Raw genomic sequence first — 14,295 nt, 5'->3', positions numbered from 1 at the left:
CGTATGTAGGCTCTCTTTCGACAATCACATACATTAAGATACTCATGGCTCAAGGCACGCTTTATATTGTTTCTGCCCCCAGTGGCGCGGGTAAATCCAGCCTGATTCAGGCTTTATTAAAGACCCAACCGTTGTATGACACCCAGGTTTCTGTTTCGCACACCACGCGCGCACCGCGCCCAGGGGAAGTGCACGGTGAACACTATTTTTTTGTGAACCATGATGAATTCAGAACCATGATTGGCAGAGACGCGTTCCTGGAACACGCGGAGGTTTTCGGTAATTACTACGGCACCTCACGTGAAACCATTGAGCAAGTATTAGCATCCGGCGTAGACGTCTTTTTAGATATCGACTGGCAAGGTGCGCAGCAAATTCGCGAAAAAATGCCGCATGCGCGCAGTATTTTTATTTTGCCGCCATCTAAGATTGAGCTGGACCGCCGTCTGCGTGGCCGCGGTCAGGATAGCGAAGACGTGATCGCAAAACGTATGGCGCAAGCTGTTGCAGAAATGAGCCATTACGCCGAATATGATTATCTTATTGTGAACGATGATTTCGATACCGCCCTGGGCGATTTGAAAACCATCATTCGCGCCGAACGTCTGCGCATGAGCCGCCAAAAGCAGCGTCATGACGCTTTAATCAGCAAACTGTTGGCAGACTGAACCCACATTCAGTATCATGCCCAGTCATTTCTTCACCTGTGGAGCATTTTAAGTATGGCACGCGTAACTGTTCAGGACGCTGTAGAGAAAATTGGTAACCGTTTTGACCTGGTACTGGTCGCCGCGCGTCGCGCTCGTCAGATGCAGGTAGGCGGAAAGGATCCGCTCGTACCGGAAGAAAACGATAAAACTACCGTTATCGCGCTGCGCGAAATCGAAGAAGGTCTGATCAACAACCAGATCCTCGACGTGCGTGAGCGCCAGGAACAGCAAGAGCAGGAAGCCGCTGAATTACAAGCCGTTACCGCTATTGCTGAAGGTCGTCGTTAATCACAAAGCGGGTCGCCCTTGTATCTGTTTGAAAGCCTGAATCAACTGATTCAAAACTACCTGCCGGAAGACCAGATTAAGCGTCTTCGGCAGGCGTATCTCGTTGCACGTGACGCTCACGAGGGCCAGACACGTTCAAGCGGTGAACCCTATATCACGCACCCGGTAGCGGTAGCCTGCATTCTGGCCGAGATGAAACTCGACTACGAAACGCTGATGGCTGCGCTGCTGCATGACGTGATTGAAGATACCCCAGCCACCTATCAGGACATGGAACAGCTTTTTGGTAAAAGCGTTGCAGAGCTGGTAGAAGGGGTATCGAAGCTTGATAAGCTTAAGTTTCGCGATAAGAAAGAGGCGCAAGCCGAAAACTTTCGCAAGATGATTATGGCGATGGTGCAGGATATCCGCGTCATTCTCATCAAACTTGCCGACCGTACCCACAATATGCGCACGCTGGGCTCATTACGCCCGGACAAGCGTCGCCGAATCGCCCGTGAAACCCTCGAAATCTATAGTCCGCTGGCACACCGTTTAGGTATTCATCACATTAAAACCGAGCTGGAAGAGCTGGGTTTTGAAGCGCTGTACCCGAACCGCTATCGCGTGATTAAAGAAGTGGTTAAAGCCGCTCGCGGCAACCGCAAAGAGATGATCCAAAAAATCCTCTCGGAAATCGAAGGGCGTTTGCAGGAGGCAGGTATTCCGTGTCGCGTAAGCGGGCGTGAGAAGCACCTGTACTCTATTTACTGCAAAATGGTGCTCAAAGAGCAGCGTTTTCACTCCATCATGGATATCTACGCATTTCGCGTCATCGTTCATGATTCCGATACCTGCTATCGCGTACTCGGCCAGATGCACAGCCTGTACAAACCACGTCCTGGCCGCGTGAAAGACTATATTGCCATCCCAAAAGCGAACGGATATCAGTCTTTGCACACCTCAATGATCGGCCCTCATGGCGTCCCGGTTGAAGTACAGATTCGTACTGAAGACATGGACCAGATGGCAGAGATGGGTGTCGCAGCGCACTGGGCTTACAAAGAGCACGGCGGCGAAAGCAGCACCACTGCGCAAATCCGCGCTCAGCGCTGGATGCAAAGCCTGCTGGAACTGCAGCAGAGCGCCGGTAGCTCGTTTGAATTTATTGAAAGCGTTAAATCTGATCTCTTCCCGGATGAGATTTATGTTTTCACACCGGAAGGGCGCATTGTCGAACTGCCCGCCGGTGCAACGCCTGTCGACTTCGCCTACGCCGTGCATACCGATATCGGTCACGCTTGCGTCGGCGCGCGCGTCGACAGACAGCCTTACCCGCTTTCACAACCGCTCTTTAGCGGTCAGACAGTTGAGATTATTACCGCCCCGGGTGCGCGCCCGAATGCCGCGTGGCTCAACTTCGTCGTCAGTTCGAAAGCGCGCGCCAAGATTCGCCAACTGCTGAAAAACCTCAAGCGCGATGATTCCGTCAGTCTGGGCCGTCGACTGCTCAACCATGCCTTGGGCGGTAGCCGTAAACTGGCTGAGATCCCGCCAGAGAGCATCCAGCGTGAGCTTGAGCGCATGAAGCTCGCCACTCTTGACGATCTGCTCGCAGAAATCGGTCTGGGTAATGCCATGAGCGTGGTGGTAGCGAAAAACCTCCAGCAGGGCGAAGCAACAGCGAACGTACCGGCACAATCTGGCCATGGTCATCTGCCGATCAAAGGTGCAGACGGCGTGCTGATCACCTTCGCGAAATGCTGCCGTCCAATTCCAGGCGATCCCATCATTGCCCACGTCAGTCCGGGTAAAGGTCTGGTGATTCACCATGAGTCCTGCCGTAATATTCGTGGCTACCAGAAAGAGCCAGAGAAATTTATGGCGGTGGAATGGGATAAAGAAACAGAGCAGGAATTCATCACTGAGATTAAGGTGGATATGTTTAACCACCAGGGTGCTTTGGCGAACCTGACGGCGGCAATCAACACGACCACCTCCAATATTCAAAGCCTGAATACGGAAGAGAAAGATGGTCGCGTCTATAGCGCCTTTATTCGCTTGACCGCTCGCGATCGCGTGCACCTGGCAAATATCATGCGCAAAATCCGCGTCATGCCGGACGTGATAAAAGTCACCCGTAACCGTAACTAGAACACGTTTTATGAATGAACAGCGCTATGCACGTATCCGCGAAATGCTCGCACGTCGTCAGCCAGATCTGACCGTCTGCATGGAAGAGGTCCACAAACCTCATAACGTTTCCGCTATCATTCGTACTGCAGATGCGGTCGGCGTGCATGAAGTCCACGCCGTCTGGCCGGGTAGCCGTATGCGCACCATGGCCTCTTCTGCTGCAGGCAGCAACAGTTGGGTGCAGGTGAAAACTCACCTTACTATTGGTGATGCGGTCACACATTTAAAAAACCGCGGCATGCAGGTTCTGGCAACTCATCTGTCAGATAAAGCCGTGGATTTTCGCGAGATTGATTACACACGCCCCACCTGCATCCTGATGGGCCAGGAGAAAACCGGCATCACTCAGGAAGCGTTGGATCTGGCTGATCAGGACATCATCATTCCCATGACTGGCATGGTGCAGTCGTTGAACGTTTCGGTCGCCTCCGCGCTGATTCTGTACGAAGCACAACGCCAGCGGCAAAACGCTGGGATGTACCGACGAGAAAACAGCATGCTGCCACAAGACGAGCAGCAGCGCTTACTGTTTGAAGGCGGTTATCCGGTGCTGGCGAATGTCGCTAAGCGCAAAGGTCTTCCCTACCCTCACGTAAACACGCAGGGCGAAATTGAAGCCGATGCAACGTGGTGGGCCACTATGCAGTCTGCGAGATAAACGCGATGAAAGGCCGTTTACTGGATGCCATCCCACTCAACTCTCTGACCGGCGTTGGCGCAGCGCAAAGCAGTAAACTGGCGAAAATTGGCCTGCACACCGTACAGGACCTCCTGCTACACCTCCCCCTGCGTTACGAAGACCGTACCCATCTGTACCCAATTGGCGAACTGCTGCCGGGCGTCTATGCCACCGTTGAAGGCGAAGTGCTGAACTGCAATATCACCTTCGGTGGCCGCCGGATGATGACCTGTCAGATCAGCGATGGCTCCGGCATTCTCACCATGCGCTTTTTCAACTTCAGCGCAGCAATGAAAAACAGCCTAGCCACCGGCCGCCGGGTGCTGGCCTACGGTGAAGCCAAACGCGGGAAATACGGCGCAGAGATGATCCACCCGGAATACCGTGTGCAGGGCGATCTCAGCACGCCGGAATTACAGGAAACGCTGACCCCTGTTTATCCGACTACCGAAGGCGTGAAGCAGGCCACGCTGCGCAAGCTGACCGATCAGGCACTGGATCTGCTCGATACTTGCGCCATTGCCGAACTGCTACCGCCAGAGCTGTTACAGGGCATGATGAGCCTGCCCGAAGCACTGCGCACGTTGCACCGCCCTCCACCGTCGCTGCAACTCAGCGATCTGGAAACAGGACAACATCCGGCGCAGCGACGTCTGATTCTCGAAGAACTGCTGGCGCATAATCTCAGCATGCTGGCATTACGCGCCGGGGCGCAGCGTTTTCATGCCCAGCCGCTGAGCGCAAACAATGCGCTGAAAGATAAGCTGTTGGCGGCGCTACCATTTAAACCGACTGGCGCACAGGCTCGCGTTACCGCGGAGATCGAACGTGATATGGCACTGGATGTCCCAATGATGCGCCTGGTACAGGGTGATGTCGGCTCCGGTAAAACGCTGGTTGCGGCGTTAGCCGCCCTGCGCGCTATCGCACATGGGAAGCAGGTTGCGCTGATGGCCCCCACCGAATTATTGGCTGAACAACATGCGAATAACTTCCGCAGCTGGTTCGCACCGCTGGGCGTTGAAGTGGGCTGGCTGGCGGGCAAGCAGAAAGGCAAAGCGCGTCTGGCGCAACAGGAAGCCATCGCCAGCGGTCAGGTGCAGATGATTGTCGGTACCCATGCAATTTTCCAGGAACAGGTTCAGTTCAACGGTCTGGCACTGGTTATCATCGACGAACAGCACCGCTTCGGGGTGCATCAGCGTCTGGCGCTGTGGGAAAAAGGTCAGCAGCAGGGTTTCCACCCGCACCAGCTCATCATGACTGCCACGCCAATCCCGCGCACGCTGGCGATGACCGCCTATGCCGATCTCGACACCTCAGTAATTGATGAACTCCCACCGGGACGTACCCCGGTCACCACGGTCGCCATTCCGTATACCCGCCGCAGCGATATTATTGATCGTGTGCGCAACGCCTGTACCCACGAAGCGCGCCAGGCATACTGGGTCTGTACGCTGATTGAAGAGTCTGATCTGTTAGAAGCTCAGGCAGCAGAAGCAACGTGGGAAGAGCTTAAGATTGCGCTGCCAGAACTCAATATTGGCCTGGTACACGGCCGTATGAAGCCCGCCGAGAAGCAGTCAGTAATGGCGGCCTTTAAGCAGGGTGAACTGCATCTGTTGGTTGCCACCACGGTGATTGAAGTGGGCGTGGACGTGCCAAACGCCAGCCTGATGATTATTGAAAACCCGGAGCGCCTGGGCCTGGCCCAGCTGCATCAGCTACGTGGCCGCGTAGGTCGTGGCGCGGTGGCCTCCCACTGCGTCCTGCTGTACAAATCACCGCTGTCTAAAACCGCGCAGAAACGCTTGCAGGTTCTGCGAGACAGCAACGACGGGTTCGTGATTGCGCAAAAAGATTTAGAGATTCGCGGCCCCGGCGAGCTGTTAGGTACTCGCCAGACCGGAACGGCAGAATTCAAGGTCGCAGATCTACTGCGTGATCAGGCGATTATCCCGGAAGTTCAGCGCATTGCTCGCCATATTCACGAACGCTATCCGCAACAGGCCGTGGCGCTAATAGAGCGCTGGATGCCGGAAACCGAACGCTACTCCAACGCATAGTCGATTCATAGCGGCGGCGGATGTTACCCCGCCGCACAGCCGTTATTGCGCAAAAATCGGTAACAGCAGATACAGCTTAATCACCAGCGCGTTGACGATATCGATAAAGAATGCCCCCACCATCGGCACCACCAGAAACGCCATATGGGATGGCCCAAAGCGTTCGGTAATCGCCTGCATGTTGGCAATCGCCGTCGGCGTCGCGCCGAGGCCAAAACCGCAGTGTCCGGCAGCCAGCACAGCGGCATCGTAGTTCTTACCCATCATGCGCCAGGTAACGAATATCGCATACAGAGCCATGAAAATGGTCTGCACAACCAGGATTGCCAGCATCGGCAAGGCCAGAGAAGCCAGTTCCCATAGCTTCAGGCTCATCAGCGCCATCGCCAGGAACAGTGACAGACTAACGTTACCCAGCACAGAAACCGCACGTTCGAACACCCGGTAAAAGCCCAGTAGCGCCAGACCATTGCTGAGGATCACCCCCACAAACAGCACGCAAACGAAGGTCGGCAGTTCCAGCACCGTTCCAACCAGCATTTGCGCAACGATTTTACCCACCGTCAGACAGATAGCGATCAGCGCGATGGTTTCAATCAGCACCAGTGAGGTGATCATACGTCCGACGTCCGGTTTTTCAAATGCGGTCGGCACAGCCTGATCGTCCGGCATACCGTCTGGCGTGGTGGAGTGTTTGACCAGATAGCGTGCCACCGGGCCACCAATCAGCCCACCCAATACCAGACCAAACGTTGCGCAAGCCATCGCCACTTCAGTCGCATTGGTGAAGCCATAACGTTCAATAAACAGCTTGCTCCATGCGGCCCCGGTTCCGTGTCCACCAGAGAGGGTGATCGAGCCAGCGATCAGACCCATCAGCGGGTCCAGACCCAGCAGGGTCGCCATACCAATACCGATGGCGTTTTGCATCAGCAACAGGCCAACAACCACAATCAGAAAAATACCCACCACGCGGCCGCCAGCACGCAAACTTGCGATATTGGCGTTCAGACCGATAGTGGCGAAGAAGGCCAGCATCAACGGATCGCGCAGGGTCATATCGAAGTTCACTTCCCAGCCCATGCTTTTTTTCAGCACCAGCAGCGCAATCGCCACCAGCAGGCCGCCCGCTACGGGTTCGGGAATGGTGTATTTTTTCAGGAAGGAAACAGACTGGACGAGCTTACGTCCCAGCAGCAACACAAGGGTTGCCGCAACCAGCGTTGATAACGTATCGAGATAAAACATTTACAGCTCCATTAGTGCGTTTAGCACAATCACGCACGATGCATTCCAGACCGATTTTTAGCTCTTATTGAGTTTTCGGGGTGGATTTTAAGCAGAAAATGATGAAAAGTTATATAAAAATGTTTGTTTATCCGTTTTAAATATTAAGAATACCTGCTAGCAAACGTTTGCTTTTCTGCCCTGGTCAGATAAAATCACCGCTTTTCCACCATGGGATTGCCTCTGATGTCCGTTAACGCCGTAGAGTCAACAAATGCGCAACCGGTTGCGCAGACTCACAACAGTGAACTGATTTACCGTCTTGAAGATCGCCCCCCGTTAGCCCAGACCTTGTTTGCCGCCTGTCAGCATCTGCTGGCCATGTTCGTCGCGGTAATTACTCCCGCTCTGTTAATTTGCCAGGCGCTTGGTTTACCGGCTCAGGATACTCAACACATTATCAGTATGTCGCTGTTCGCCTCCGGCGTAGCTTCTATCATTCAGATCAAAGCCTGGGGGCCGGTAGGCTCAGGGCTGCTATCCATTCAGGGCACCAGCTTTAACTTTGTTGCGCCATTGATTATGGGCGGTACGGCGCTAAAAACCGGTGGCGCAGATGTCCCAACCATGATGGCGGCGCTGTTCGGTACGTTGATGCTGGCAAGCTGCACCGAGATGGTTATCTCACGCGTACTGCATTTGGCGCGGCGGATCATTACCCCATTGGTCTCAGGCGTGGTGGTGATGATTATCGGCCTGTCGCTGATTCAGGTGGGTCTGACATCAATTGGTGGTGGCTATGCCGCAATGAGCGACAACACCTTTGGTGCACCGAAGAATTTACTGTTGGCAGGCGTGGTACTGGCACTAATCATCCTGCTTAACCGTCAACGCAACCCTTACCTGCGTGTTGCGTCATTGGTGATTGCGATGGCGGCAGGCTATCTGCTGGCCTGGTTTATGGACATGCTGCCGCAAAATACCGCACCGGTAAGCCAGGACCTGCTAATGGTGCCAACGCCGCTGTATTATGGCCTGGGTATCGACTGGAGTTTACTGCTGCCGCTGATGCTGGTCTTTATGATCACCTCGCTGGAAACCATCGGCGATATTACGGCCACCTCTGATGTCTCCGAGCAGCCGGTTTCTGGTCCGCTGTATATGAAACGCCTGAAAGGCGGCGTGCTGGCGAACGGTCTGAACTCGTTTGTTTCCGCTGTGTTCAACACCTTCCCGAATTCCTGTTTTGGACAGAACAACGGGGTTATTCAGTTAACTGGCGTTGCCAGCCGCTACGTCGGTTTTGTGGTGGCGTTGATGTTGATCGCGCTGGGCCTGTTCCCGGCGGTCAGCGGTTTTGTACAGCATATTCCTGAGCCAGTACTGGGCGGGGCAACGCTGGTAATGTTCGGTACTATCGCCGCATCCGGCGTGCGTATTGTGTCCCGCGAGCCACTGAACCGCCGCGCGATTCTGATTATCGCGCTGTCGCTGGCCGTCGGCCTGGGCGTCTCCCAGCAGCCGTTGATCCTGCAGTTCGCCCCGGACTGGGTGAAAAACCTACTCTCTTCCGGCATTGCCGCAGGCGGTATTACCGCTATCGTTCTGAACCTGGTGTTCCCACCAGAGAAGCAATAAGCAAAATGCGGCGTTGAATCTGAATCAACGCCGCTGTAACGCTCTTTCACCATTCCCGCCTTGAGCATTGCGTCTAAATCGTGCATAACTTGACTATGTGCACTTCGCGGGATGGAAGACCATGAAATTTATTGGAAAGCTGCTTCTTTACGTGCTGATCGCCCTTGCAGTGGCGATCCTCGGCCTTTATTTTCTACTGCAAACCCGCTGGGGCGCAGAGCACGTCAGCGCCTGGGTTTCACAGAACAGCAGCTACCATCTGGCCTTTGATGCCATCGATCACCGGTTTTCTTCCCCTTCCCATATTCTGCTGGAAAACGTCACCTTTGGCCGGGATGGTCAGCCCGCCACGCTGGTCGCCAAAACGGTCGATATTGGACTCAGTAGCCGACAAATCACCGACCCGCTGCACGTAGACACCATTTTGTTGCAAAACGGCACGCTGAATCTTTCCCAGCAAACCGCGCCGCTGCCGTTTCAGGCCGATCGCCTGCAATTGCAGGATATGGCGCTTAACAGCCCCGGTAGCGAGTGGAACCTCAGCGCCCAGCGCGTTAACGGCGGCGTCATTCCCTGGAGCCCTGAGGCAGGTAAAATTCTCGGCAGCAAAGCGCAAATTCAGCTCAGCGCCAGCTCGTTGACGCTCAACGATGTCCCGACCACCAACGTCTTGATTGAAGGCAGCATTGACCATGACCGGGTGACGCTTAGCAATATTGGCGCAGACGTGGCGCGTGGAGCATTAACCGGCGTAGCGCAACGCAATGCCGACGGGAGCTGGGTAGTGGAGAATCTGCGCCTGAACGATATCCGGCTGCAAAGCGACAAATCGCTGGCCGACTTTTTTGCCCCGTTAAGCACCATTCCTTCCCTGCAAATTGGTCGTCTGGAAGTAACGGATGCCCGTCTGCAAGGCCCTGACTGGGCGGTGACGGATCTCGATCTGAGCTTGCGCAACATGACCTTCAGCAAGGACGACTGGCAAACTCAGGAAGGAAAATTGTCGATGAACGCCAGCGAGTTTATCTACGGCTCTCTGCACTTCTTCGATCCGATTCTGAACGCCGAGTTCTCACCACAGGGCATTGCGCTGCGCCAGTTCACCACCCGCTGGGAAGGCGGTATGGTCAGAACATCCGGAAACTGGCTACGCAGCAACAAAGCGCTGGTCCTCGATGATGCCGCTATTGCCGGTCTGGAATACACGCTGCCGGAAAACTGGAAGCAGCAGTGGATGAAACCTCTGCCAACATGGCTAAACAGCCTGACGCTGAAGAAATTCAGCGCCAGCCGCAATCTGGTAATTGATATCGACCCGAGTTTCCCGTGGCAGCTCACCGCGCTTGACGGTTACGGCGCTAACCTCGGGCTGGTACAGAACAATCAGTGGGGGATCTGGAGCGGGAGCGCCACCCTCAACGCCGCTGCTGCTACCTTTAACCGCACGGATGTACGTCGTCCTTCGCTGGCGCTGACGGCGAACAACAGCACCATCAATATCAGCGAACTGAGCGCCTATACGGAAAAAGGGCTGCTGGAGGCCACCGCCAGCATTTCTCAGTTGCCTCAGCGCCAGGCTCAGATCAGCCTGAACGGACGCGGCGTGCCAATGACGATCCTGCAGCAGTGGGGCTGGCCCGCACTGCCGCTTTCCGGCGATGGTAATATTCAGCTTACCGCCAGCGGCAATATTCAGGCCGATGCGCCGCTCAAGCCAACGGTCAGCGGGCAACTGCATGCGGTGAACGTGGAGAAACAGCAGGTCACGCAGACTATGCAGGCGGGTGTGGTTTCAGGGAGTGAAGTCACAGCACCACCACCTGCGCAATAATTTATTGCCCGGTGGCGCTTCGCTTACCGGGCTTACTCACGCTCATAAGCGAATATATTCACTGCACAACAGCCACTTCACCGGCTCATCCTCTTCAATCGCCGGGAAGCGACCGCCAGGCTCCAGAAAGTGGTTGTCATGCTGGTCGTCATTGACCATCGAGATTTCCCAGCCCAGCACGAACGCCTTCTCCGCCCAAAAGCGATGATACAAGCGCGGCGGCAGGCACACCCCCTGTCCCGGTTTCAATACCAGCGTCTCGCCAGCGTCAACGGTACGCCGCTGACCATCGACGCTAACTTCAACAATACGCCGTGCGTCATACCCGTCATCAGGCGCGGCCCATGCCAGCTGCATACATAAGTCACCGCCGCCGCGATTCACGATATCTTCCATTTTATGGCGATGAAAATGCCATGGCGTTTGCTGATCCTGCTGAATTTGCAGCATCTTTTCAGCATACGGTTTGGGATAACCCGCTGACCCTAGCTGGCCATTGCGCAACGTCAGTAACGTCAGTCCCGTTTGCGCAAAATCTCCACGCCCAAAGTCGGTAATATCCCAGCCCAGCTGGAGATCGCGCACTTCACGCCACAGAGATTGATCCTGTTGCCGCCAGGCATCGGTCGTAAAATACGCAAAATCAGGCAGACAGACCCGAAAAGTCTCGGCTATGGCATGCGCTTTATCGACGGCATAATTAATATGTGAACGCTTCATTCCACTTTTCCTTGTTGCGAAAGAGGCGGGTCGCCCCGCCTGCATGCCGTTAGTAAAGTGATGCTTTGCCGGTTGAACCGAACAATTTCATTTTGTGGCGGATCACGTCACGCGCGGCGCTAATGGCTTCTGGGTAGATTACGTTCGGGTCCCACCAGGTTTCTTTCGCCAGGATTTCGCGGACTTTCTGGAAGTAGGCATATTTCATATCGCTGGAAATGTTGATTTTGCCAACACCCAGCGTCACGGATTCGGCAATTTCCGCATCCGGGTTAGCGGAACCACCGTGCAGCACCAGCGGAATATCCACACGCCCGGCGATGTCGCGCAGGATGTTCATTTGCAGCTCTGGCTGCATCCCTTTCGGGTAGATCCCGTGCGCGGTTCCAATCGCCACCGCCAGCGTGTCTGCACCGGTTCGGGCGATAAAATCCTCTGCCTGAGCAGGATCGGTATAAGTAACCTTCGACACGCCGCCTTCCACTGACGTCCCGGTCTGACCAATCGTACCCAACTCCCCTTCCACAGAAACACCTACCGCATGCGCCAGCTTGACCACTTCGCGGGTCAGCGCCACGTTCTCTTCATACGGCAGCAGCGAGCCATCAATCATCACCGAGGTAAACCCACACTGAATCGCCCGCAGTACATGCTCAACCGAAGCGCCGTGGTCCAGATGCAGAGTAAAGGGAACCGGGCTGCGCAGAGTGATATCGCGGACATAGCTAAAAAACGCATCGCCGACAAAATCATGTTCACTGGGGTGAATAGAGATAATCGCCGGGGTATTGGTCGCTTCCGCTTCCTCCACTACTGCACGTACAAAGCAGCTGTCCGCCACGTTGAATGCGCCGATAGCAAAACCGTGCTGACGAGTAGGTTGCAGTAATTCTTTCATCGAAACTAACATGTTAATTCTCCAGTTTCAGGGTGTAGAAAGCCCTGCCAGTGCGTCATCGCAGAGGCATAGAAGGCGTTACAGAAAATGAATCAGGCTTTGCCGATAGCGCCGCTGGCCTGCAGGTACGGAATAATGGCTTCCTCGCAGGCCTGTTCCATCAGGGCCAGGGCATTAACGAGTTCACCGGATGTGTCACGACACAGGGTATGCAGTAGCGCAGCTTTTCCGGCTTCGAAAACCGCCGCACCAACGTTTATCTTGGCGACACCAAACGTCGGGCAACGCTGTAGCTGATCAAACGGCGTCCCGCTGCCGCCATGCAGTGCCAGAGGTACCGTTGATAACCGGGCTATTTCCTCCAGCCGCAGGAAATCAATAGCAGGTGTGATACCCGGCGCGTACATGCCGTGTGCCGTACCCACCGACACCGCCAGCAAATCGATGCCGGTCTGTTGGATAAAGGGTTCCACGTCGGCGGCCTGAGTCATCAAATCCACGTTAGTCACATGGTCATAGCGCGGAGCATCGGCCAGATGACCCAGCTCACCTTCCACGCACAGAGAAACGCTGGCTGCGAGCTCGACCACTGCACGGGTCTGGCGAATGTTCTCCTCCAGCGCAAAGGCGGAGGCGTCGATCATTAACCCGCTGAATCCGGCGCGAAAAGCCTGACGAATGCGTACAGGATCCTTTCCATGATCCAGCGCCAGCGCGACCGGTACTGAGGCTTCCTCTGCCAGCGTTTTGACGACCGCAGCGGCTATCGGGGCCGGAAAATGCTCCAGATGCCCCTGATACAGATTCAGGATGATGGGCGCACGGTGTTTCTCTGCCACCCGAACCGCCGCGCGGGCGCTTTCCAGGTTCATGCAGTTAATGGCCAGCAGCGCGTACTGCTCACGCCAGGCTTTCGTCACCATGCTTTTCATATCGGCAAACATACGGCCTCCGGTTATTCCAGGGTGAAGGTGATCTCTTCGTCTTTCAATTTTTGATCGCTGAGTTCATCAAACTCTTCGTCACGCTCGGTCACCGGTTTCTTCCACAGCGACAACATGACACCGCAAATCACTGTGCCGATCCCCAGCGCCAGGCAAAACAGCAGCGGATGCGTAAAGAGCGGAACCACAAACATGCCGCCGTGCGGTACCGGGCTTTCGACACCCCACACCATAATCAGGCCGCCCGCAATCGCCGAGGCCACCACGCAGGAGCCCACCACGCGCAACAGGTCACGCGCTGCAATCGGAATGACCCCTTCGGTAATCATGCAGATCCCCATCGGGAATGCCGCTTTCAGCGCCTCGCGCTCCGCACGGGTGTATTTGTGACGCGTCAGCAGGAAAGAGAGCGTAATGCCGAACGGAGGGATCATCGAACCAACAAACTTCACCGCTTCCGGACCGTACACACCGCTGACCAGCATGCCGTCAGCAAACAGCGACATGGTTTTATTCACCGGTCCGCCGAAGTCGAATGTCGCCATCGCACCGAGGATAGCGCCCATCAGAAAGCGGGATCCGCCCTGCATGGACTCCAGCAGATGAATCAACGCGTCCTGCAGCCAGGCTATCGGCTTGCCAATCAGCGTCATCATCAACAGGCCGCCAATGACGGTACTCAGTACCGGCAACACCATGATGGGCATCAGCCCCTGCATCGACTGTGGCAAACGGATATAGCGCTTAAGTAGCAGTACGGTATAACCGACCAGGAACCCGCCCAGCATCCCGCCGATAAAACCGGTATGAATTTCGCCGCAAACAAAGCCGACAATCAGGCCCGGCGCAAATCCGGGACGATCGGCAATGGAGTACGCAATCGCCGCACTAATCAGCGGTACGATTAACCCCATCCCCCAGCCGCCAATCTGGTTGAGCATCCAGGGTATGGTTCCTGTTTTTTCACCCACGTTAGTGCCGCCAAGTATTTGCCCGAGAGCAATACAGATCCCGGCGGCGACAATTAACGGGATCATCCACGAAATCCCCGTTAATAAATGTCTTTTTATTTCCTGAGATAGCGGAATTTTATTTTCACTCATGTGAAATCCCTCCAGA

12 protein-coding genes are annotated in these 14,295 nt (G+C 55.1%); 7 read left to right on the top strand and 5 right to left on the bottom strand.

Translation table 11 applies throughout. The annotated features are described in order from the left end of the window. The first annotated feature begins 44 nt into the window (after nucleotides 1–44). The 5 genes from gmk to recG are packed head-to-tail and all read left to right on the top strand — an operon-like array spanning nucleotide 45 to nucleotide 5,918. The gene (gmk, locus tag OGV98_RS23215; RefSeq protein ID WP_003024042.1) at nucleotides 45–668 is read left to right on the top strand and encodes a guanylate kinase; all 624 of its coding nucleotides are present in this window, start codon (nucleotides 45–47) and stop codon (nucleotides 666–668) included. 54 nt (nucleotides 669–722) lie between these two features. Then, nucleotides 723–998, top strand: a complete 276-nt coding sequence (rpoZ, locus tag OGV98_RS23210) for a DNA-directed RNA polymerase subunit omega (protein WP_000135058.1) — start codon at nucleotides 723–725, stop codon at nucleotides 996–998. An 18-nt stretch (nucleotides 999–1,016) separates the two neighbouring features. Continuing rightward, a complete protein-coding gene (gene spoT, locus OGV98_RS23205; RefSeq protein ID WP_003024038.1) occupies nucleotides 1,017–3,131 on the top strand; it encodes a bifunctional GTP diphosphokinase/guanosine-3',5'-bis pyrophosphate 3'-pyrophosphohydrolase in 2,115 nt (704 codons plus the stop codon). Nucleotides 3,132–3,141: 10 nt separating this feature from the next. Further along, a complete protein-coding gene (trmH, locus tag OGV98_RS23200) occupies nucleotides 3,142–3,831 on the top strand; it encodes a tRNA (guanosine(18)-2'-O)-methyltransferase TrmH (protein ID WP_003837594.1) in 690 nt (229 codons plus the stop codon). 5 nt (nucleotides 3,832–3,836) lie between these two features. Next, nucleotides 3,837–5,918 carry an ATP-dependent DNA helicase RecG gene (gene recG / locus OGV98_RS23195; RefSeq protein ID WP_202580922.1) on the top strand — a complete coding sequence of 694 codons (2,082 nt, stop codon included), beginning with the start codon at nucleotides 3,837–3,839 and terminating at the stop codon, nucleotides 5,916–5,918. A 42-nt stretch (nucleotides 5,919–5,960) separates the two neighbouring features. Here recG and gltS read toward each other — a convergent pair whose 3' ends face one another. Beyond that, the gene (gltS, locus tag OGV98_RS23190) at nucleotides 5,961–7,166 is read right to left on the bottom strand and encodes a sodium/glutamate symporter (RefSeq protein WP_003024029.1); all 1,206 of its coding nucleotides are present in this window, start codon (nucleotides 7,164–7,166) and stop codon (nucleotides 5,961–5,963) included. Nucleotides 7,167–7,391: 225 nt separating this feature from the next. Here gltS and xanP point away from each other — a divergent pair, with 225 nt between their 5' ends. Both xanP and OGV98_RS23180 read left to right on the top strand, forming a co-directional pair. Further along, nucleotides 7,392–8,783: a xanthine/proton symporter XanP gene (xanP, locus tag OGV98_RS23185; RefSeq protein WP_003024026.1), complete on the top strand. Its 1,392-nt coding sequence runs from the start codon at nucleotides 7,392–7,394 to the stop codon at nucleotides 8,781–8,783. A 121-nt stretch (nucleotides 8,784–8,904) separates the two neighbouring features. After that, entirely contained in the window at nucleotides 8,905–10,614 is a 1,710-nt protein-coding gene (locus OGV98_RS23180) for an AsmA family protein (protein ID WP_003844524.1), read from the top strand. A gap of 42 nt (nucleotides 10,615–10,656) precedes the next feature. Here OGV98_RS23180 and OGV98_RS23175 read toward each other — a convergent pair whose 3' ends face one another. From OGV98_RS23175 to OGV98_RS23160, 4 genes are all read right to left on the bottom strand, one after another. Continuing rightward, nucleotides 10,657–11,334 (bottom strand): D-lyxose/D-mannose family sugar isomerase, encoded by a 678-nt coding sequence (locus OGV98_RS23175; protein WP_279279131.1) that lies wholly within the window; start codon nucleotides 11,332–11,334, stop codon nucleotides 10,657–10,659. Nucleotides 11,335–11,383: 49 nt separating this feature from the next. Next, complete coding sequence (locus OGV98_RS23170; RefSeq protein ID WP_003024018.1) at nucleotides 11,384–12,244, bottom strand: ketose-bisphosphate aldolase; 861 nt, start codon at nucleotides 12,242–12,244, stop codon at nucleotides 11,384–11,386. Nucleotides 12,245–12,324: 80 nt separating this feature from the next. After that, nucleotides 12,325–13,176, bottom strand: a complete 852-nt coding sequence (locus OGV98_RS23165) for a class II fructose-bisphosphate aldolase (protein WP_044714187.1) — start codon at nucleotides 13,174–13,176, stop codon at nucleotides 12,325–12,327. Nucleotides 13,177–13,187: 11 nt separating this feature from the next. Continuing rightward, the gene (locus tag OGV98_RS23160; protein ID WP_003837581.1) at nucleotides 13,188–14,279 is read right to left on the bottom strand and encodes a PTS fructose transporter subunit IIC; all 1,092 of its coding nucleotides are present in this window, start codon (nucleotides 14,277–14,279) and stop codon (nucleotides 13,188–13,190) included. Between the last annotated feature and the right edge of the window lie 16 nt (nucleotides 14,280–14,295).

It is taken from the genome of Citrobacter sp. Cf136 (assembly GCF_030333815.1).
In the GTDB taxonomy this organism is placed as follows: domain Bacteria; phylum Pseudomonadota; class Gammaproteobacteria; order Enterobacterales; family Enterobacteriaceae; genus Citrobacter; species Citrobacter freundii.
Note: the sequence above shows the minus strand (reverse complement) of the source record. Positions and strands in the feature narration are given on the sequence as shown.